Source organism: Pseudomonas fluorescens (assembly GCF_012974785.1).
GTDB classification, from domain to species: domain Bacteria; phylum Pseudomonadota; class Gammaproteobacteria; order Pseudomonadales; family Pseudomonadaceae; genus Aquipseudomonas; species Aquipseudomonas fluorescens_BT.
In genome coordinates this window covers 3,725,068-3,745,112 of sequence record NZ_CP027561.1, presented here as the reverse complement: position 1 = coordinate 3,745,112, position 20,045 = coordinate 3,725,068, and the positions used below count along the sequence as shown (strand labels likewise).

Sequence of the window (20,045 nt, the reverse complement as noted above, 5' to 3'; positions counted from 1 at the left end):
CGCGGTGCAGTCGAAGGGAGTCGTATGAGTCTGCTACCTGACGCGGTCTGCTGGCATGAAGGCATGCAATTGCTGCCACAGCACTTTCAGTTGCAGGGCCTGCGGGCCGAGGCGCTCGGTGCGCATCTGGCCCAGGCCTGCAATCCGTGGTTCTTTGGTGTCAGTCAGATGGCGTTCGACCCTTCGGCGATGAGTGCGGGGGTGGTGCGGGTGCTGTCGTTGCAGGGGACGATGCCCGACGGTTTACCGGTCAATCTGCAGGCGGGTGTCGGGCCTGCACTGGAGCTGGATGTCGGCCCGTCGATCGGTGAAACCGATGACGCTACCGTCACGGTGTACCTGGCCATCAGCCCTTTGTGGCGTGCCGGTCAACTGCTGCCGCTCAAGGGACGTTTGCAGTCGGTGGTCGGCGAAGCGTTGCCCGATCTCACCAGCGGTGAATTTCCCGAATCGATTACGGTATGGCGACCCAATCCGCGTCTGTGCACGCAACTGAACAAAGCCGATTCGATCTGCCTGCCGCTGCTGAAAGTCCGCAAGGAGGGCGGCGGTTTTTTGCCGTTGCCCTATACGCCACCGACGCCGGTCCTGTTGCCGGAGTCGCCGCTGGGTCGGCGGATCGCCGGGCTCTGCGCGCGAGCCCGGGAGAAATGCCTGTTCCTGGGCGGGCGCCTGCGTCAGGCACAACAGTCCGGCAATCAGGACGATGCGCTGGAGATTCGCCGTCAACTGACCGCGTTGTGGTCGCGTCTACCGGAAGTCGAAGGCTCGCTGAACAGCCGCATTGCTCATCCGCAGGCATTGTATGTGCAGTTGCTGGGCCTGGCCGGGGCGTGGTCGGCGCTGGACCCGCTGGCAGGCGTACCGTCGTTTGCGCCGCTGGATTTTTTCGAGTTGCACCTCGGTTACGAGCCGTTGCTGGAGTGGCTGGAAACCACCCTGGAGCTGATCCGTGCGGGTTACCGCAGCATCGCATTCGAACGCAGCGAACACAGTTTTTCCATTCAGTTGCCGGACGAGCAGCCGAGCCAGCGGCTGGTCATTGGCCTGCGCATGCCCAACGGCGCCAGCGAGCAGGCGGCCGGCGAATGGCTGCGCGGCGCGATCATCGCCTCGGCGCCGCACATCGCCTTGCTCAGCCGCCAGCGCATGAGTGGCTTGACGCACCAGGCCATGAGCCGCAACGAGCAAGTGGCCTACAGCGTGGGTGACGACACCCGGCTGTTTGTGGTGACGGCCGAAGGCAACTGGTTCGACGCGCAATTGCCGCTGGTGATCGCCGCGCCCGCCACCCGGTTGACCAGCAGTCCGTGGCAAGTGGTGCTGTTTGTTGCCCAGAACAGTGAACGTGCCTGATCACACAAGGAACGCCGTATGTCGCAAGGAAGTGTCGCAAACCTTGGGTTGCAGGACGCACCGCTGAGCAGCGCGTTCCGTCAGGCGTGGCAGCAATGGCAACTGGACTGGAGTCAGTTGCCCAAGGACAGCGATGACGAAGCGGTGCTCGTGGAGACCGTCGTCGAACTGTCGACCCAGGCGTCCCAACGGTTGTGGCGTACGGCGTATTCGCGGGTCGGCGATTCGGCCACCGAGCAGGTCAAGGCGCTGGTGTATGCCTTTGTGGCGCTGGTTGATGAAACATTGCTGTTCAGCCCGTGGCCGGGCCAAGTGGCGTGGCAGGACAAACCCCTGGAGTCACGCTTGTACTCGAGTCGTCAGGCCGGTGAACAGTTGCCGGCTGCAATTCAAACCCTGCTCGATGAACAACAGCCCACCAGTCGCGACCTGGCCAACGTCTATCTGCAATGTTTGATTCTCGGTTTTCATGGCCGCCTGCGTGGTGAGCACAGTCAGGCGCAGCTGGAGAAATGGCGTCTGGCGTTGTTCAGTTTTGCCTGGCAGGACGACGCCAGTTACGAAGGCGTGAGCCAGCGGCTGGTGCAGCCTTCGTGGATCCCGCCGTTGCAGTTACCGGTACGTACCGCGCTGCCGGACGGTTTTCGACTGGCGTTGGGCATGCTGGCGATGGTGCTGCTCTTGACCGGGATCGGTCAGTTTCTCTGGCGTGACATTCGTTCCGAGCTGGAACCGGTGTTGCAGATGATCGACTCGGTGACGGTGTCGGAGCAGGATTCATGAGCACACTGACGATCGTCGCCTGGGTCGTCGCCGTGCTGTTGTTGCTGGTGATCATCGCCGTGGCGGTGTGGTGGCTGCGCACACGGAGTGGCGCGGCGATTCGCAGCTTCTACGGTGCCGTGCGCCATATGGAGCAGGAACAGGGCAGTCGCGATCGCTATCAGATGCCGTGGCTGCTGTTGCTGGGCGATGAGACCCAGGGCACCCAGCTGGTGACTGAATGGCGCTTGCAACCCACGGACAAACCCGCGTGGTTCGGCCGTTGGTGGTCGGACCCCGAGGGGGCGGTGCTGGTGGTGCCACAGGCGCTTTTTCTGCCGGACGAAGGCATGCATTTGCAGCGCGGCGGCTGGTGGCGCCTGCTCGGGCTGATCTTGCGCCTGCGCAGCAAACGCCCGCTGGACGGGGTGATCTGGACGGTTCCGGCCAGCCGCCTGAGCAATCTGGAACAGGCCACGCAGCTCGGTCTGGCCGCGCGACGGCGCTTCATCGATCTGCTGCAGCGCTTCGGATTGAGTGTGCCGGTCTATGTGATCGTCACCGGGCTGGAAGAACTGCCCGGGTTTCAGGAACTGATCAGCGCGTTGCCCGAGCAAGCCCGCGAGCGCACCCTGGGCTGGTCGTCACCCTATGCGCGCGACGCGGTGTGGCAGGGGCAGTGGAGCGATCAGGCGCTGGATCGCCTGCATCGTGCCGTCGCCGAAGCGGTCATCGAAATCGGCACGTTGTCCGGGTACCTGAGCGCCGATCTGTATGCCTTGCCAGAGCGCCTGGAAACATTGCGTCGTGGTTTGCAGAACGTGCTCGAGCCGGTGTTCCAGGGCAATGCGCAGGGTGAGGCGCCGTGTTTTCGCGGGGTGTATTTGAGTGCCAGTCAGCCATCGGAAGATGCGCTGGACGGATTCTCTGTTGACGACAGCGGCCTGCAGCGCAGCGCGTTCATGCGTCCCTTGTGGCGCCAGCGGCTGGTAGGCGAGCGCGGCCTGGCTCTGGGCGTACCGCGCCTGTTGCGCTTGCGCCAGCGCTGGCAGCGGGTGACTGCCGGCATTGCGCTGGTGGTCGGGGTGATCTGGGCGGTGGCGATGGTCTGGGTCTGGCGCGATTCGGTCAGGGATGCTCACGAACTGGCGCGACTGATGCAGAGTGCGCAGAAAAGCTACGTCGCGGTCACCGACGATGAGCACCGTGTCGAGCCAACCCGGCGCAACGTGCAGGGTTTCTGGCGGGTGCTGGAGCGAGCGCCGCACTGGCATTACGTTTCGCTGGCGTTTCCGGCTTCGTGGTTTTCCTCGGTGGACGTAAAGATCGAACGGGCACTGTTCAAGTCTGCGCAACGCCAGATGGTGCAGCCGTTGCACGATCTGCTGTTGGCGGAGCTGGCGAAGATCAAGGCGATCCGCGCCACCGATCGGCGCGCCAGCATTGAAAGCGAAGACCCGGCGCAGTGGCAGAACTACCAGAAGGCCACGGATCTGGTCGACCGGGCGTTGCGTCTGGAACAGCAGAACCAGTTGTTTGCCGAGGTGCAGAACAATCAGCGCGCTCCGCTGGAGGATCTGGTGCAGTTGAGCAACAGCGCGCTGTCGTTGAACCTCAACGCTGCCACGGTTCCCCATTCCGCGTATTACAACCGTCTGCTGGCGGCGGGTGATGGCGGTGACTTGCAGGCGCTGGACCTGAGTGTCGAGCGGCCGCTGATCGTCAGTAACTTCAACGGACTTATGGAGCGCTGGCTCGATCAGTATTTCCTCGCCGACAACTTCGTGAGCAAGGCCGGCTACCTCAAGTTGCATCTCGAAAAACTGGAGGCCGGGAGCGGTAACAACCTCAATGAGCTGGAGGATCTCACCGCGCTCATCGACGACCTGCAAGCTGCGGTGGCCCTGACCAATTCGGCCTGGGGCCGGGGCAAGGGACAGGAGCTGGTACCGGGCTATCGCGAGTTTCTCGACAAGGTGCGCAAGAGCGCGCTGCTGGGGCCGCCGGTCCAGCAACAACTGGACATGCAGGCGAACAAGCTGCAACAGAGTTTTCGTGACCAGTGGATCGCCCAGGTCGGCTCGCGCGGCAACCTGCTGGTGCAGCAAGGGAGCGGTCAACTGGCGTTGCAGGATCACGTCGTCAAACTGGACAACGCGGTGCATGCGCTGTTCAAGCGAGACTTCGTTTCGGTGGCGATGCGCGCCGATCAGGACAACGTCAACCTGCAAGGCCAGAGCGTGGACGGCGATGACCTCGATACGTCGTTGAACTATTACGCGAGTTACAAGAGTTATCTCGCCGAAGAGCTGCCCCGCATTCCTCCGGCCTATCGCGGTGCGCTGCTGCAAGCAGCCCAAAGTGCTGCGGCCCAGGCCATGTGGCTGAGCCTCAAGGATCACAACGACCAGACTCATGCTTATGCAGTGTTCAACGTCAAGGCCGAGCAAGCCATGGCTCTGCAAAAGGCGTTTGTCGAAGTCCATCGCAGTGACCTGGCGGCTCGGCTGCAAGGTGCGCTCAACCGCCGGGCCATGGCGCAGATCGTCAGCGGGCTGGATGAAATCACCGCACAACCGCTGTTCGGTGGCCGGACTGAAATCAGCCAGTGGGACGGCTCGAAAAACCTCGGCCTGCAACTGTACGGCGCCAGCGATGTGCAGGATTTGAAGCTGAGCCTCAAGCAGCAATTCAACACCATGCTCGGCATCACCGAGCGGCGTACATCGGCATTGCAGTGGCTGATGACCCAGCAGGGCAATCTGTCGGCGCTGGACTATGAACGGGTGACCCAGTTCAGCGCACTGAACGACGAACTGCTCAAATACAAGGATTCGAATCCGGCCAGTTCACCGGCGCAAATTGAGCAACTGGTCAGCCGCGATTTCATCGACATGGACACCGGTTCCTGCGTGCAGGTGCTACAGACCGCCAATCTGGCAGGCGGGCGCGGCACGCTGGCAATGCGTGCAGTGGAGTTGCAACAGTCGGCCATGCAACGTTGTCAGTACCTGCAACAGCAGCAGGCCGCGGCGGCATGGAATGAACTGGCCAACTATTTCAATCAGTACCTGGCCGATCGCTTTCCCTTTGCCAGCGGCGTGCAGGCCCAGGATGCCGACCCGGCGCGGGTCCAGCACTTTCTGGAAATCATCGAGAAGCGCTTGCCGGTGGCCCAGGCCGGACTGGTTCTGAGCCAGACCCCGGAGCGGCTGGCGGCGGAAGATTTTCTCAACCGCCTGAAGCAGGCGAGCCTGTGGCTGACGCCGCTGTTCGTGCGTGACAAGAGCGGCATTCTCGGTGTCGAGATGGACGTTCGCTGGCGCACTGATCGTGATGATGAGCGCGGCGCCGATCAAGTGATCGCCGGGGGCTTGCTGGCCGGCAGTCAGCAAATCAGCTATCCCGCCGCCGAGCAGCCGAACCTGCGCTGGATGGTCGGCCAGCCGATCCGCCTGACCCTGCGCTGGGCGCGTAACGGTCGCGAGCGCCCGGTCAACGATCCACTGCAACCGAACCTGGTGGTGCGGGACCTGGAGGCAGGGTGGGAATATGGCGGGCCATGGTCGTTATTGCGGCTGATGCGCGCGCACTTTTCGGTCCTGCGCCAACCGAGCACGGATTACACGGATTTCCCGCTGACGCTGCGCTTGCCCGTGACTGCGCTCAACGACAGCGTGACCACCGAATTCACCCGCATGTTCGTGCGCCTGTCGTTGATGAGTCAGGGCTCGAAGCAGCCGTTGTCGATTCCGCCGTTACCGACCCGGGCGCCGCGTTCGCCGTTCCAGGTGACCGCAACCACTGCGTCCATTGAATCTCGAAAGGAGGGCCTGTGAGTCTGCCATCTGCCACGTTGCCGAACCTGATGGATCAATTGCTCGAACCGATCAGCGAAGACGCGCCTTGTGGTGCGGATCTGCGTTACGAACATGAGTTCGATCTGATTCGCGAGCTGCGTCGTGAAGACGACGCCAGCCTGCCGACCGGGGTCTGGCAATCAACGCTGAAACAGGCGAACTGGCCGCAAGTGCAAAGGCTCACCACGACGTTGCTGATCGAACGCAGCAAGGACCTGATGCTCAGTGCCTGGCTCGGCGAAGCCTGGTTGCATCTGCAGGGGCTGGACGGACTGCCTGGCAGCCTGGCGCTGATTGTCGGATTGTGCGAGCGCTATCCGGAACAGTTGCATCCACAGGCCGAGGAGGGCGACCAGTCGTGGCGCGTGATTCCGCTGGAGTGGCTGGTGCGCCGGTACAGTGAAGTGCTGCTGACCCGGGTGCCGCTGTTCGGTTCGCACAACAGCGATTTCGAGGCGTACAACCTGGAAAGCTGGCGCCGTCTGCAGGTGCAGCAGGTGCTGGTCAATGACAGCAAAAATGCCAAGGCTCTCGCTGAATCGGCACGCAATGAACAGAAGAAGCTCAGCGATCAGGTGCGTGCCACGCCGCTGGCGTTCTGGCTGCGGCAACAGGGCAACCTGCTGCTGAGCCAGCAACATCTGCAACGTCTGAGCGCCTGGAGTGATACGTATCTGGGCGATCAGGGGCCGGGATTACGGCCCCTGCAGGACATCCTTCAAGCGCTGCTGACTCTGGTCCAGGAGTTCATCGCCATGCATCCACAAAAACCGGTGCCGGTCGCACCTGTCGAAGCCCTTGCGGTGGAAGCGCAACCGGTCGATGAAGCGCCTGTCGCGGCGCAGGTCTTTCGTGAACCGGCGAGCCGTGAAGAGGCCTATCGGCAATTGCTGCTGATCGCCGAATACCTGGCCCGCACCGAACCCCACAGCCCCGTGCCTTATCTGATCCGGCGCGGGGTCGAGTGGGGCAACAAGCCGTTGAGCGAGTTGCTCGGCGAGTTGATCTCGGCCGACGCCGAGTCGCGGCGCTTGTGGACGTTGCTTGGCGTGCTTTAGTGCACGCGCTGGTTGTTCTGTTTTGGTGGCAGTGTCAGCGGTGTCAGTACCGGTTCTCCGGAAAAAAACGCCACCAGGTTTTTTCCTGCCAGTTCCACCGTACCCTGTGTGGCTTCCGGTGACAGGCCGGCCACATGCGGCGTGAGAATCACGTTGCTCAAGGTTTTCAGTGCATCCGGCACCTGCGGTTCGTGATCGAATACATCCAGTGCAGCGCCGGCGATCCGCCGTTGTTCGAGGGCGGTGATCAGGTCCGCGGTGTTTATGACACTGGCTCGAGCGATATTGACGATGAAGCCTTTCGGTCCCAGGGCATCGAGCACCGGGCGGGTCACCAGATGCTGGCTGCCAATACCGCCGGGCGTTGCGACCACGAGGAAGTCCGAGGCCCGGGCCAGTTCGGTCGGAGTCGAGCAAAACGCGTAAGGCACGTCACTGCGCACCTGACGGTTGTGGTAGCTGATTTCCATGTCGAAACCCAGGTTCGCCCGTTTGGCGATGGCCATGCCCACTGCGCCGAGCCCGAGAATCCCCAGCCGCTTGCCCGCCAGGGACGGGCGCATGATCTTCGGCCATTCACCCCGACGCACGGCGGCATCGCAGCGCGGAATGTCGCGTACCAGCGCCAGCAGCAATGCCATGGCATGGTCGGCCACCGACGAGGCGTTTACCCCGGCGCCGTTGGTTACGGTCAGGCCCCGATTGCTGGCGGCTTGCAGATCCACCTGCTCATAGCCGGCACCGATCACGCAGATGATTTTCAGTGCGGGCAGCGCGGCGATTTCTTCAGCGTACAAACCCAGCGGGCCTCGGGTCAGTACCGCGTCGATGCGGGTGCCATGGGTGGCAATGGCCTGGGCGCGTTCGGCGGGAGTCGGGGCGAGGATCAGGTGAAAGCCCTGTCGTTCAAGAATGGGCAGGTAGTCATTGATGGTTTCAACCAGTACCAGAACGGTGGCGGGCATTGCTCGGCTCCTTTGATCGTCGGTCTTCGGGCGCAAAAGTCGGTTCAGAGTGCTGATTCCAGAGCGGTTTGGCAATGGCTGGCGCGGCCCCGCATCAGGCAGTGTAGGAGCTGATGCGAGGAGCGCGCGGGTGCTTCGTCAGAAGGTGATGTCGGCGCGGGTGGTCGCAGGATCAGGTCACGTACTGGGCGATGCCGTTGCCGAACGACCAGTTCTCTTTTTTCACTTCCACCAGATTGATGAACACGTCTTCCTGGCGCACGGCCAGTTGCTGGTTCAGGTTGCGCGCGATGGACTGGAACAGCCGTTGTTTCATCTCCACGGTACGGCCTTCGCTGATGGTCAGCTGGATGAACACGATGCCGTCGCTGCGCTGGATCCCAAGGTACTGCGGGTCATAGACGAAGTGCTGGTCGTCGTGCTCGGCCAGCACCTGGAAATTGTCGTGTTCCGGCACATTGATCTCGCTGCGCAGTGCGGCGTAGATCACTTCGCCAATGCGTTTGGCGAAAGTCGGGTCCGGGTTTTTCTTGATGTCGACGCGGACGAGGGGCATGGGATGGCTCCACAGGCGAGGGGACTGGACGGGGATGTCAGCCAATTCGCCATTGGGTATAGCCGAAAAATGCCAGTCAGTGAGGTTGTTTAAAAGCGATAGGAAATGGACGCACCGTCCTGCGGGATTTACGGATGTTGCCTACGAATACTGGTGGATTCATCGAAATGCTTCCGATGTTGGGGTTACCGGGTTTCGGCATCTTTTGTATGTCTCTTGGCTTCATGTTGGCCCGATCGATCTGAACAGGCCCTCATGAGCAGGTTCGGCGCCGGCACATGCCATAAAACGACATTTTACGTATCTGTTGCCGACAGTCTTTTTCCCAAAAACGACAACGCTCCCATCTGCTCCGCACAACCATTCCTCAGCTAAGTCTTTGCTTCCGCTCATTTATCGCGGAGAATCGCGCCCCTGTTTCGGCCGGAGCATGTCTGTCGGTTTTTTCCGACGCGTCCTGACCGAGTGGCAAGTGACCGGAATGCGGAGATCCGACCGGATGAATGATCAGGCCAATAGCGTCGAACAACGCTTTGAAGCGGCAGCACCAGCCGAACTGTCGAGCTGGAATCGCCATGACACTACCTGGATGTTGGGACTGTTCGGGACGGCCATCGGCGCCGGTACCCTGTTTTTGCCGATCAACGCAGGTCTGGGTGGCTTCTGGCCGCTGGTGATCCTGGCGCTGCTGGCATTCCCCATGACCTTCTTCGCACACCGCGGCCTGACCCGCTTCGTGCTCTCCGGTCGTGAAGGCGCCGACATCACTGAGGTGGTGGAGCAGCATTTTGGCATCAAGGCCGGTGCGCTGATCACCCTGCTGTACTTTTTCGCGATCTTCCCGATCCTGCTGATCTATAGCGTCGGCCTGACCAACACCGTCGCCAGTTTCCTCGAACACCAACTGCACATCACGCCGCCACCGCGCGCGCTGCTGTCGTTCGTGCTGATCCTCGGCCTGCTGGCTGTTGTTCGTTGCGGCGAGCAGGTGATCGTCAAGGCCATGAGCCTGATGGTGTATCCGTTCATCGTCGCGCTGTTGTTCCTGGCGGTGTACCTGGTTCCGCACTGGAACGGCGGCATCCTGAGCACCGCTTCGCAGGTGCCGGCTCCGTCGGCGCTGTTGCACACGCTGTGGCTGGCGATTCCGGTGATGGTGTTCTCGTTCAACCACTCGCCGATCATCTCGGCGTTTGCGGTGGACCAGAAGCGTCGCTACGGCGTTCACGCCGACGAGCGCAGTTCGCAGATCCTGTCGCGCGCCCACCTGCTGATGGTGGTGATGGTGCTGTTCTTCGTCTTCAGTTGCGTGCTGACCCTGTCGCCGGAACAACTGGCTGAAGCCAAGGCGCAGAACCTGTCGATCCTGTCGTACCTGGCCAACCACTTCAGCAACCCGACCATCGCGTTCGCAGCGCCGTTGATTGCGTTCGTGGCCATCTCCAAGTCGTTCCTCGGTCACTACATCGGTGCCAGCGAAGGCCTGAAAGGTTTGATCGTCAAGAGCGGCAAGCGTCCGGGCGCCAAGGCCCTGGATCGCATCGTCGCGGCGTTCATGCTGGTGGTGTGCTGGATCGTGGCGACCCTGAACCCGAGCATCCTCGGCATGATCGAAACCATCGGTGGCCCGGTCATCGCGGCAATCCTGTTCCTGATGCCGATGTACGCGATCCGCAAGGTGCCGGCGATGGCGCGCTATCGTGGTCAGGCGTCGAACGTGTTTGTCACCGCCGTAGGCCTGGTGGCGATTTCGGCGTTGATCTACTCGCTGGCGGCCTGATTCCAGTCCGGCAGCACCAGACGGGGGCGATCCATGCGCTCCCGTTTTCTGCAAATCCTCCCCGATGCCTGATCCAGGGCACACTTCCCAAGGCATAAACGGCTACGCTTGAAAGGCACTTTTTCCCGGAGATGCCTCATGCCCCGAGCCCGACCGCAACTGATCAGCGCCAAACTGGAAAAACTCCATCCCACGCAGCTTGCGGTGGGCCTCGCTGAAGTCGCCGACAAGCGTCAGGAATGGAAAAAGCTCAAACGCAAGGAGCGGGCGGCAGCGCTGGACAATCACTGGTTCCCCAGTGTGCTTGGGCCTGAAGGCGTCTACTACATCGTTGATCAGCATCACTTTGGTCTTGCGCTGATCGAGGAAGAGGTCAAAAAGGCTTCGCTGCTGGTGCTCAAGGATCTTTCGTTTGTCGACACGGTAACCTTCTGGAACGTGATGAAAGCAGACCAAAGCCATGAACCTGGCGCGCAGCCAGGAGGCTCGGTATCTGCCGGGGTGGGTGGGTCCGATTGTCAACTGAACCGCTGAGTACCGCTTCCCGGCCCGAAGTACCCAGTCGCAGTCAGGACCTGCTGGCCGGGCTGTCGATTGCCGGTCTGTTGCTGCCCGAAGCGGTGGCGTATTCCAGCATTGCCGCTCTGCCACCCCAGGCCGGGGTGATCGCGTTGTTCGCCGGGCTGCTGTGTTACGCGTTGATGGGCACCAGCCGCTTTGCCGTGGTCTCGGCGACGTCGTCATCGGCGGCGGTGCTGGCGGCTGCGACGGCTTCGCTGGCTGGCGGCGATCCGGCATTGCGCCTGAGCCTGGCGGTCGGTCTGGTGATGATGACCGGTGTGCTGTTTCTGCTGGCGGGGTTGTTCAAGCTCGGCAGTGTGACGTCCTTCATCGCCAAACCGGTGTTGCGCGGCTTCGCCCTGGGGTTGGCGGTGACGATCATCCTCAAACAGGTAGCGAGCGTCGTCGATGTCCACCTCACGGACAGCAACCTGATCCGTTTCCTGCCGCAACTGATCGAGCAGTGGCCAAAATGGAACCTGGCCGGCGCTGCAGTAGCGCTGGTGGCGTTGCTGGTGCTGATGGCCTGCGCCCGCTTTCGTCGGGTGCCGGGTGGGCTGATCGTCGTGGCGCTGGGCGTTGCCGCCAGCCAATGGCTGAACCTGCCGGCCTATGGGGTGAAACTGATCGGTGTCATCGACCTGGCGCTGGAGATGCCACAGCTGCCGAACATGCCGTTTGCCGATTGGCTGCGCCTCGGCGAGCTGGCGTTTGCCATGGTGATGATCCTGTACGCCGAGTCCTATGGGTCGATCAGCTCGTTTGCCCTGAAGCACGGTGACCGGGTTTCCTCGAACCGCGATCTGCTGGCTCTTGGCGCGTCCAATCTGTTATCGGGCCTGTTTCACGGCATGCCCGCCGGGGCCGGGTATTCGGCGACTTCGGCCAATGAAGCGGCGGGCGCTACATCGCGGTTGGCGGGCGTTGTCGCCGCGGCAGTGGTGTTGCTGATCGTGTTGACCGTGCTGCCGTACATCGCCCTGACCCCGGAACCTGTGCTGGCCGCGATCGTGATTCACGCCCTGGGACGAGCGTTGAGCCTGCAACCGCTGGGTCGCTACTTCATCTGGCGCCGTGATCGCTTGCTGGTGATCTGCGCGGTGGCCGCGGTGCTGGTGCTGGGCGTGCTCGACGGCTTGCTGCTGGCGGTGGCGATCAGCGTGGTGCTGATGCTGAGGCAGATGTCTTCGGCGGAAATTCAGGTGCTGGGACAAATGGGCGGCGGTCACGATTATGTCGACCTGCAACGTCATCCGGATGCCCGGGAAATCCCCGGCGTGCTGATCGTGCGGCCGAGTGAAGCGCTGTTCTTTGCCAACGTGGAACGGATTCTCGGCGGCGCGCTGCGGTTGGCTCGTCATGCGCCGGCGGCGGTGCACACGATCATCCTGAGTCTGGAGGAGTCACCGGACCTGGACGGCACCAGCATCGAAGCGCTGGAAGCGTTCTTCCTGCAAGTGCGGGCCGAGGACAAACTGTTGATTCTGGCGCGCCTCAAAGATCAGGCGCAGACCGTGCTGGCGCAATTGCCAGAGCTGGAACGCGAGCAGGTGCTGTTGAGCGGTTTGAGTGTGGATGAGGCGGTTCAGCAGGCACTCAAGCTCAATGCCTGAATGTCAGAGGGCATAAAAAACGCCGCTCATCTCGCGATGGGCGGCGTTTTTCATTGCGTTGCAGCGTCAGGCTTGAACGACAGGGATCTTGGCGTTCGCAGCAGCTTCACGGAACTCGGCAATCTGGTCGAAGGACAGGTAGCGGTAAACGTCGGCCGCCATGCTGTCGATCTTGCCAGCGTATTCCATGTACTCCTCGACGGTCGGCAGGCGACCCAGGATCGAAGCAACGGACGCCAGCTCAGCCGAAGCCAGGTAGACGTTCGCGCCGTCGCCCAGACGGTTCGGGAAGTTACGGGTCGACGTCGACACCACGGTGCTGTTCGGCTCAACGCGTGCCTGGTTACCCATGCACAGCGAGCAGCCTGGCATTTCCATGCGGGCGCCGGCCTTGCCGTAGATGCCGTAGTAGCCTTCTTCGGTCAGCTGGTGAGCGTCCATCTTGGTCGGTGGCGACAGCCACAGACGGGTTGGCAGCTGACCCTTGACCTGATCCAGCAGCTTGCCGGCAGCGCGGAAGTGACCGATGTTGGTCATGCACGAACCGATGAACACTTCGTCGATCTTCTCGCCAGCGACGCTGGACAGCAGACGGGCGTCGTCCGGGTCGTTCGGCGCGCACAGTACAGGCTCGCTGATGTCGGCCAGATCGATTTCGATGACTTCGGCGTATTCGGCGTCGGCATCGGCTTCCATCAGTTGCGGGTTGGCGATCCAGGCTTCCATCGCTTGGGCACGACGCTCCAGGGTACGCGCATCGCCGTAGCCTTCGCCGATCATCCAGCGCAGCAGGGTGATGTTGGACTGCAGGTACTCGGTGATCGACTCTTTCGACAGCTTGATGGTGCAACCGGCAGCCGAACGTTCGGCCGAGGCGTCGGACAGTTCGAACGCCTGTTCCAGGGTCAGACCTTCCAGGCCTTCGATTTCCAGGATGCGGCCGGAGAAGGCGTTTTTCTTGCCTTTCTTCTCGACGGTCAGCAGACCGTTCTGGATGGCGAAGTAAGGAATGGCATGAACCAGGTCACGCAGGGTGATGCCAGGTTTCATTTTGCCTTTGAAGCGCACCAGGATCGATTCCGGCATGTCCAGCGGCATGACGCCGGTGGCTGCGGCGAACGCGACCAGACCGGAACCGGCCGGGAACGAGATGCCCATCGGGAAACGGGTGTGCGAGTCACCACCGGTACCCACGGTGTCCGGCAGCAGCATGCGGTTCAGCCACGAGTGGATGATGCCGTCGCCCGGACGCAGGGAAACGCCGCCGCGGGTCATGATGAAGTCAGGCAGGGTGTGGTGGGTGGTCACGTCGATCGGCTTTGGATAGGCCGCGGTGTGGCAGAACGACTGCATCACCAGATCAGCGGAGAAGCCCAGGCACGCCAGGTCTTTCAGTTCGTCACGGGTCATTGGACCGGTGGTGTCCTGAGAACCTACGGTGGTCATCTTCGGTTCGCAGTAGGTGCCAGGACGAACGCCTTTGCCTTCTGCCAGACCGCAAGCCTTGCCGACCATTTTCTGCGCCAGGGTGAAGCCCTTGGTGCTTTCAGCCGGAGCTTCAGGCTTCTTGAACAGGTCGAACGCTGGCAGACCCAGTTCGGCGCGAGCCTTCTCGGTCAGGCCACGGCCGATGATCAGCGGAATACGACCGCCGGCACGGACTTCGTCCAGCAGCACAGGGGTCTTCATTTCGAAGGTGGTGATGACTTCGTCGGTACCGTGCTTGCAGACTTTGCCAGCGTGCGGGTACAGGTCGATCACGTCGCCCATGTTCATGTTCGATACGTCGAACTCGATTGGCAGTGCGCCGGCATCTTCCATGGTGTTGTAGAAGATCGGAGCGATTTTGCTGCCGAAGCAGAAACCGCCAGCGCGCTTGTTCGGTACGTAAGGAATGTCGTCGCCGAAGAACCACAGGACCGAGTTGGTCGCCGATTTACGCGAGGAACCGGTACCGACCACGTCACCGACGTAGGCGATAGGGAAGCCCTGGCCGCGCATTTCTTCGATCTGCTTCATCGGGCCGGTCTTGCCTTGCTCGTCCGGCACGATGCCGTCACGGGCCATTTTCAGCATGGCCAGGGCGTGCAGCGGGATGTCAGGACGCGACCAGGCGTCTGGAGCAGGGGACAGGTCGTCGGTGTTGGTTTCGCCGGTCACCTTGAACACGCGCAGGCTGATCTTGTCGGCCAGCACAGGGCGTTTCTTGAACCACTCGCCGTCAGCCCAGGATTGCAGCACGGCCTTGGCGTGAACGTTGCCGTTCTTGGCTTTTTCAGCCACGTCGTGGAAGGCATCGAACATCAGCAGGGTGTGCTTGAGTTCTTCGGCGGCCACTGGTGCCAGCTCGGCATTGTCCAGCAGTTCGACCAGGGTCACGATGTTGTAGCCGCCCTGCATGGTGCCGAGCAGTTCTACAGCGCGTTTCTTGTCCAGCAGAGGGGAGGAGACTTCGCCCTTGGCCAGTGCGGAGAGGAAACCGGCCTTGACGTAGGCGGCTTCGTCCACTCCTGGTGGTACGCGATTGGTGATCAGGTCAACGAGGAAAGCTTCTTCGCCAGCCGGAGGATTCTTCAGCAGCTCGACCAGGCCTGCAGTTTGTTCGGCGTTAAGCGGCTGGGGAACGATACCCAGGGCTGCACGCTCTTCGATATGTTTGCGGTAGGCTTCAAGCACAGTTATTACCCTCATCAGTGGTCCCAAATGGGTGTCCGGGACGCTCATCCCGAAATTGCCGTACTCATGCTCCTCACGACGTTGTGGGTCGTTCGGCCAGAATTACCGGCAATTCCTTACAGAAGCTGCTTTCAAAGTTTTACGCCTGCAGAACGGGGAGCTGATGAGGGTTGGCGTTGGGCTTTTCCCCGCTGGAAAAACCCTTCGCCAACACCGCTCTGAAGGAACGACTGTGCTCGTGACGCTTTGAAAACAGCTTCTAACGGACATTGGCGCCTAAAAAGGCTGGCTGATTCTACGGCAAAAAAAATTTAAAGGTAAGTCGGGCTCTATTGGACTTTGGTGGCGTTGTGCGCGGGCGGGGCAAACCTTGATCCAGCGCTTGCCCCTGACGTTTGAGGGGTGATGTATGCCGGACAAAGGGCTAACATGCCGACCTGTTCCGCGTTTCAAGTGTTCTGCCCATTTATGCCCAATCAGACCATCAAGACCCCCTGCGTCGGCCTCTGCTCCACTGTTTACGGTGATCTGGTGTGCCGTGGCTGCAAGCGTTTCCACCACGAAGTGATCCACTGGAACGGTTACAACGAGGAAGAAAAGCGCGCGGTGTGGCTGCGTCTTGAGCAATTGCTGTCACAAGTGATGGCGAGCAAGGTCGAGGTCTTCGACCCGGCGCGCCTGCGCCAGCAGCTTGAGCAGAGAAAGATCCGCTTCGTGCCGCATCAGTCGGAGTATTGCTGGGCGTATCAGCTGATCGCCCGGGGCGCGCGGGTGATCATTAATCTGGAAGCCTACGGGATGGTGCTGCTGCCGGAGTTTCGCGACTGGAACCTGCCGGAACTGCGCGATGCCATTGATCGGGAATTTTTCCTGCTGTCGGAAGCGCACTATCAGCGCTACATCGCGCCCGGTTTTCTCAAGGATGCCCTCGGCGACTGAAGATCAAAAGCTTCGCGGGCAAGTCGAATCGTCGCACCGTCGCTCCCACATGGCTTTGTGAACGACACCGGCCTGATGTGGGAGCGGGCTTGCTCGCGAAGGGGACATGACAAACGCCGCAACACCTAATGCTTCACCGCCAACTCCACCAAATGGTCTTCAACCTCTTGGGGTTTTAGCACCAGCACATCACTCTCCAATTGATCCAGCACCTGTTCGGCCGTATTGCCGATCAACGCCCCCGACACACCGCTGCGCGCCACGGTGCCAATCACGGTCACGGCGGCCTGCAGCTTGTGCGCCATGAACGGAATCAGTACATCCGCCGGGCCTTCCTCGACATGCAGATGCTCGTCGTCGACATCGAATTCAGCCTGAAACGCCCGGCATTGCTCGCGATAGCGCGCTTCGATGGTTTCCTTGAGTTGGAACGTCGGGTCGGCCGCCGAGAGCATCGGCGACGGATGGGCGGTAATCACGTGCAGATGCCCTTTGGCCAGGCTCGCGATGTCATAGCCGTGGTCGATGATGGTGGTGTGCAGATGACGGTGCTCGCCGTCGGCATTGCCCACGTCGACCGCGGCCAGAATCACCCGGTCTTTCCAGGAGGCGGCGGTTTTCACCAGCAGCACCGGAGTAGGGCAATGGCGCAGCAGTTTCCAGTCCGCGGGGGTCAGCAGGGCCTTTTTCAGCGAACTGTCGGGGAAGTGCTGCTTGATCACCAGGCCACAGCCTTCGGCCTGCTGCACGTCGATGATGGTTTCGTGCAGGCTCTCGTTCCACGCCTGTTCGGTGGTGACGCTGTAACCGTCCGCCAGCAGCCCGGCCTTGAGCACGCTGAGCATGCCGGCGTGATCGTGCTTCTTGTCGCAGACCAGCAGGTGCAGATGGGCCTGGGTCACCCCGGCGATCAGCTTGGCGCGCTTGAGCGCCAGGCTTTCCGCGTGTTCGGGTTCGATGACCACCAGAATGCTGCGAATGGCTTGCATGAGTGAGTCTCCAGCAATGAAAAGGCACGGCGTTGCACAACTATAGTTGCTGCCGATGCGCCTGCGAGTTGATGCATATCAAGGGCTGGCGCTGGTGGTCTGCGGGCAGGCCGGTATAATCGGCGCCCTTCGCTCGAACACCTTTTGACCGTGAGCCCCATGATCCTTCCCGAAATCCACGAATTCCTTGGCTGCCGCACGCCTGACGCCTGGGTCCAGGCCGCGCTGGCCGATCAGGAAACCCTGCTGATCGACCACAAGAACTGCGAGTTCAAGGCCGCCAGCACCGCGTTGAGCCTGATCGCCAAATACCACTCCCATGTCGATCTGATCAACATGATGTCGCGCCTGGCCCGGGAAGAGCTGGTGCATCACGAACAGGTCATGCGCATCATGAAACGGCGCAAGATCGAACTGCGCCAGCTCCACGCCGGCCGTTATGCCTCAAGCCTGCGCAAAGTGGTGCGCAGCCACGAACCGGTGAAACTGGTCGACACCCTGGTGGTTGGCGCCTTCATCGAAGCGCGCAGTTGCGAACGTTTCGAAGCGCTGGTGCCGCATCTGGACGAAGAACTCGGCAAGTTCTATTTCGGCCTGTTGAAAAGCGAGGCCCGGCATTTCCAGGGTTACCTGAAACTGGCCTACCAGTACGGCGACGCCAAGGACATCGCCCAGGTGATCGAGAGAGTCCGCGCCGCCGAGCAGGACCTGATCGAGTCGCCGGACGAGGAATTCCGTTTCCACAGTGGCGTACCCGTCGCGGCATGAATTGTTAAAAACTCTTAAGAGTATGAAACTTCAACGAAAACCGGCCCCAGAGGCCGGTTTTTGCTGCCCGCAATAAACGTCTCGCGTGTGAATGCCGCCATAATGGCGCCCACTTCACTGAGGGTTGGCGACGATTGTTATGGATAACCTGGGTTTTGGCAGAGTCCTGCTGGTGGAAGACGATGAGCGCCTGGCCGCACTGATCGCCCACTTTCTTGAACAACACGGCTATGAGGTGCGCACGGTGCATCGCGGCGATCTGGCCGTGGCCGCGTTTCTTGAATTCAAGCCCAAAGTCGTGGTGCTCGACCTGATGCTGCCGGGGCAGAGCGGCCTGCATGTGTGCCGGGAAATCCGCAGCGTGTCTGACACGCCGATTGTCATCCTGACGGCCAAGGAAGATGACCTCGACCACATTCTGGGTCTGGAGTCCGGCGCCGACGACTACGTGATCAAACCGATCAAGCCGCCCGTCCTGCTCGCACGCCTGCGGGCGCTGCAACGCCGGCAGGTGCCGGACAGCGGCGTGGTCAGCTCGCTGGAGTTCGGCAACCTGATCATCGACCGCAGTTGTCGCGAAGTGCGTCTGGCGGGCGATTTGATCGAGCTGACCACCATGGAATTTGAACTGCTGTGGCTGCTCGCCAGTGCCGCCGGCACCATCCTGTCGCGCGATGACATTCTCAATCGCATGCGCGGCATCGCTTTCGATGGCCTCAATCGCAGCGTCGATGTGTACATCAGCAAGCTGCGCAACAAACTCAAGGACAATCCCCGCGAACCGGTGTGCATCAAGACCGTGTGGGGCAAGGGCTATCTGTTCAATCCGTTTGCGTGGGAGCTGTAGATGCTGCGGTTATTCCTCGGGCTGTTTCTGGTGATGACCGTCGGGCTGGTGGCGGCGCTGCAAACTGTCGAGCACACTTTCAACGCGTTGCTCGACAACCAGATGCAAGCCTACAACCGTGAGGCGGTGCGCGGTCAGGCCTGGTCGTTGATCGAGCACATGCGCGATCAGCAGGGCGCGGCGCGCGAGGCGCAGTTGGAGGCGTTGCGGCCGCACTACGGGTTGACGCTGAGTCTGGTGGAGGCCGATCAACTGAACCTCAGCGATGAGGAAAAAGCCGAACTGGCCCAAGGCCTGTTGGTGATCCGTCACGACTACACCCAGTTCATCAGTAACATCGACGGCGGCTCGCAACTGCTCAGTATCAAGCTGCCGCCCGAGCCGAGCCTGATGCCGTTCTATATCTCGGCGGCTTACATGATGCTGGCCGTGCTGCTCGGTATCGTCCTGTATTTCTGGGTGCGCCCGCACTGGCGTGACCTGGAAAAACTGCGACTGGCGGCCGAGCGCTTCGGCGACAACGACCTCTCGTCGCGCATCCAGCTCTCCAAGCGTTCGAACATTCGCGATCTGGCCGAACACTTCAACCTGATGGCGGCGCGCATCGAAGGCCTGATCGCCAATCAGCGCGAACTGACCAACGCCGTGTCCCACGAACTGCGCACGCCGATTGCCCGGTTGTCGTTCGAACTCGACCAGCTCAAGCAGCAACCGGACGCCAGCCAGAACCGCGAACTGATCGCCGACATGTACGCCGACCTCGGCGAACTGGAAGAAATGGTCTCCGAACTGCTGACCTACGCCAGCCTCGAACGCGGCGCGACCGTGATCACCCGCGAGAATATTCAAGCTGCCAACTGGCTTGACAGCGTGGTCGGCAGCGTGGCACTGGAAGCCGAGGCGGCCGGGGTGCAGCTATTGATCGTTGATTGCCGGGTCGATGAAGTGCGGATCGAGCCGCGGTTCATGGCGCGGGCGGTGATCAATCTGCTGCGCAACGCCATTCGTTATGCCGAGCAGCGGGTCGAAGTGTCGCTGGTGCGCATCGGCGATCAATACGAAGTGCAGGTCAATGACGACGGGCCGGGTGTGCCGCTGGCAGGGCGGGAGAAAATCTTCGAACCGTTCTCGCGCCTGGACGCCAGTCGCGACCGCCGCACGGGCGGCTTCGGACTTGGTCTGGCGCTGGTGCGGCGGGTGTCGCAATCCCATGGCGGTCAGGTCGAGGTCGGTGATTCCCCGTGGGGCGGAGCATCGTTTCGTATGACCTGGGCGCATCTGGACTGACCCGATCCAAAAAACACCACATGCCCTC

The 20,045-nt window shown here is 61.4% G+C and carries 15 protein-coding genes; 11 read left to right on the top strand and 4 right to left on the bottom strand.

Annotated elements, in window-relative coordinates:
• Positions 1-24: 24 nt before the first annotated feature.
• The 4 genes from tssK to tssA are packed head-to-tail and all read left to right on the top strand — an operon-like array spanning position 25 to position 7,036.
• Complete coding sequence (tssK, locus tag C6Y56_RS16735; RefSeq protein ID WP_169430824.1) at positions 25-1,356, top strand: type VI secretion system baseplate subunit TssK; 1,332 nt, start codon at positions 25-27, stop codon at positions 1,354-1,356.
• Positions 1,357-1,374: 18 nt separating this feature from the next.
• Positions 1,375-2,139, top strand: coding sequence for a DotU family type IV/VI secretion system protein (locus C6Y56_RS16730; protein WP_169430823.1), 765 nt, complete (start codon positions 1,375-1,377; stop codon positions 2,137-2,139).
• The gene (locus tag C6Y56_RS16725) at positions 2,136-5,957 is read left to right on the top strand and encodes a type VI secretion system protein (RefSeq protein WP_169430822.1); all 3,822 of its coding nucleotides are present in this window, start codon (positions 2,136-2,138) and stop codon (positions 5,955-5,957) included. Before C6Y56_RS16730 ends, C6Y56_RS16725 begins: the two co-directional genes overlap by 4 nt.
• Entirely contained in the window at positions 5,954-7,036 is a 1,083-nt protein-coding gene (gene tssA / locus C6Y56_RS16720; RefSeq protein ID WP_169430821.1) for a type VI secretion system protein TssA, read from the top strand. Before C6Y56_RS16725 ends, tssA begins: the two co-directional genes overlap by 4 nt.
• Here the strand turns inward: tssA and C6Y56_RS16715 are convergent.
• Both C6Y56_RS16715 and C6Y56_RS16710 read right to left on the bottom strand, forming a co-directional pair.
• Complete coding sequence (locus tag C6Y56_RS16715; protein WP_169430820.1) at positions 7,033-8,001, bottom strand: 2-hydroxyacid dehydrogenase; 969 nt, start codon at positions 7,999-8,001, stop codon at positions 7,033-7,035. The two genes, tssA and C6Y56_RS16715, sit on opposite strands and share 4 nt — an antisense overlap.
• Before the next feature lie 172 nt (positions 8,002-8,173).
• Positions 8,174-8,557: a tautomerase family protein gene (locus C6Y56_RS16710; protein ID WP_169430819.1), complete on the bottom strand. Its 384-nt coding sequence runs from the start codon at positions 8,555-8,557 to the stop codon at positions 8,174-8,176.
• Positions 8,558-9,056: 499 nt separating this feature from the next.
• Here C6Y56_RS16710 and C6Y56_RS16705 point away from each other — a divergent pair, with 499 nt between their 5' ends.
• The 3 genes from C6Y56_RS16705 to C6Y56_RS16695 all read left to right on the top strand — a co-directional run bounded on the left by C6Y56_RS16705 (position 9,057) and on the right by C6Y56_RS16695 (position 12,511).
• Entirely contained in the window at positions 9,057-10,337 is a 1,281-nt protein-coding gene (locus C6Y56_RS16705) for an HAAAP family serine/threonine permease (RefSeq protein ID WP_169430818.1), read from the top strand.
• A 138-nt stretch (positions 10,338-10,475) separates the two neighbouring features.
• Positions 10,476-10,871 carry a ParB/Srx family N-terminal domain-containing protein gene (locus C6Y56_RS16700; protein ID WP_249314304.1) on the top strand — a complete coding sequence of 132 codons (396 nt, stop codon included), beginning with the start codon at positions 10,476-10,478 and terminating at the stop codon, positions 10,869-10,871.
• Positions 10,853-12,511, top strand: a complete 1,659-nt coding sequence (locus tag C6Y56_RS16695) for a SulP family inorganic anion transporter (protein ID WP_169430817.1) — start codon at positions 10,853-10,855, stop codon at positions 12,509-12,511. Before C6Y56_RS16700 ends, C6Y56_RS16695 begins: the two co-directional genes overlap by 19 nt.
• A 66-nt stretch (positions 12,512-12,577) precedes the next feature.
• Here C6Y56_RS16695 and acnB read toward each other — a convergent pair whose 3' ends face one another.
• Complete coding sequence (gene acnB, locus C6Y56_RS16690; protein WP_039767143.1) at positions 12,578-15,187, bottom strand: bifunctional aconitate hydratase 2/2-methylisocitrate dehydratase; 2,610 nt, start codon at positions 15,185-15,187, stop codon at positions 12,578-12,580.
• A 468-nt stretch (positions 15,188-15,655) separates the two neighbouring features.
• Between acnB and C6Y56_RS16685 the strand changes: the two genes are divergently transcribed.
• Complete coding sequence (locus C6Y56_RS16685) at positions 15,656-16,126, top strand: DUF1289 domain-containing protein (protein WP_065260613.1); 471 nt, start codon at positions 15,656-15,658, stop codon at positions 16,124-16,126.
• A gap of 125 nt (positions 16,127-16,251) precedes the next feature.
• Here the strand turns inward: C6Y56_RS16685 and C6Y56_RS16680 are convergent, their stop codons facing one another.
• The gene (locus C6Y56_RS16680; protein ID WP_169430816.1) at positions 16,252-17,115 is read right to left on the bottom strand and encodes a universal stress protein; all 864 of its coding nucleotides are present in this window, start codon (positions 17,113-17,115) and stop codon (positions 16,252-16,254) included.
• A 159-nt stretch (positions 17,116-17,274) separates the two neighbouring features.
• Between C6Y56_RS16680 and C6Y56_RS16675 the strand changes: the two genes are divergently transcribed.
• The 3 genes from C6Y56_RS16675 to C6Y56_RS16665 all read left to right on the top strand — a co-directional run bounded on the left by C6Y56_RS16675 (position 17,275) and on the right by C6Y56_RS16665 (position 20,017).
• Entirely contained in the window at positions 17,275-17,883 is a 609-nt protein-coding gene (locus C6Y56_RS16675) for a tRNA-(ms[2]io[6]A)-hydroxylase (protein WP_011334764.1), read from the top strand.
• A 139-nt stretch (positions 17,884-18,022) separates the two neighbouring features.
• Positions 18,023-18,730, top strand: coding sequence for a response regulator (locus C6Y56_RS16670; protein WP_169430815.1), 708 nt, complete (start codon positions 18,023-18,025; stop codon positions 18,728-18,730).
• Positions 18,731-20,017, top strand: a complete 1,287-nt coding sequence (locus C6Y56_RS16665) for an ATP-binding protein (protein ID WP_169430814.1) — start codon at positions 18,731-18,733, stop codon at positions 20,015-20,017.
• Positions 20,018-20,045: the final 28 nt, after the last annotated feature.

Bases quoted from the DNA above. Each gene is read 5' to 3' on its own strand.
- tssK (WP_169430824.1), top strand. From the start codon at position 25: ATGAGTCTGCTACCTGACGCGGTCTGCTGGCATGAAGGCATGCAATTG.
- C6Y56_RS16715 (WP_169430820.1), bottom strand. From the start codon at position 8,001: ATGCCCGCCACCGTTCTGGTACTGGTTGAAACCATCAATGACTACCTG.
- C6Y56_RS16680 (WP_169430816.1), bottom strand. From the start codon at position 17,115: ATGCAAGCCATTCGCAGCATTCTGGTGGTCATCGAACCCGAACACGCG.
- C6Y56_RS16685 (WP_065260613.1), top strand. From the start codon at position 15,656: ATGCCCAATCAGACCATCAAGACCCCCTGCGTCGGCCTCTGCTCCACT.
- C6Y56_RS16665 (WP_169430814.1), top strand. From the start codon at position 18,731: ATGCTGCGGTTATTCCTCGGGCTGTTTCTGGTGATGACCGTCGGGCTG.
- C6Y56_RS16675 (WP_011334764.1), top strand. From the start codon at position 17,275: ATGATCCTTCCCGAAATCCACGAATTCCTTGGCTGCCGCACGCCTGAC.
- C6Y56_RS16725 (WP_169430822.1), top strand. From the start codon at position 2,136: ATGAGCACACTGACGATCGTCGCCTGGGTCGTCGCCGTGCTGTTGTTG.
- C6Y56_RS16710 (WP_169430819.1), bottom strand. From the start codon at position 8,557: ATGCCCCTCGTCCGCGTCGACATCAAGAAAAACCCGGACCCGACTTTC.
- C6Y56_RS16700 (WP_249314304.1), top strand. From the start codon at position 10,476: ATGCCCCGAGCCCGACCGCAACTGATCAGCGCCAAACTGGAAAAACTC.
- C6Y56_RS16705 (WP_169430818.1), top strand. From the start codon at position 9,057: ATGAATGATCAGGCCAATAGCGTCGAACAACGCTTTGAAGCGGCAGCA.
- C6Y56_RS16730 (WP_169430823.1), top strand. From the start codon at position 1,375: ATGTCGCAAGGAAGTGTCGCAAACCTTGGGTTGCAGGACGCACCGCTG.
- C6Y56_RS16670 (WP_169430815.1), top strand. From the start codon at position 18,023: ATGGATAACCTGGGTTTTGGCAGAGTCCTGCTGGTGGAAGACGATGAG.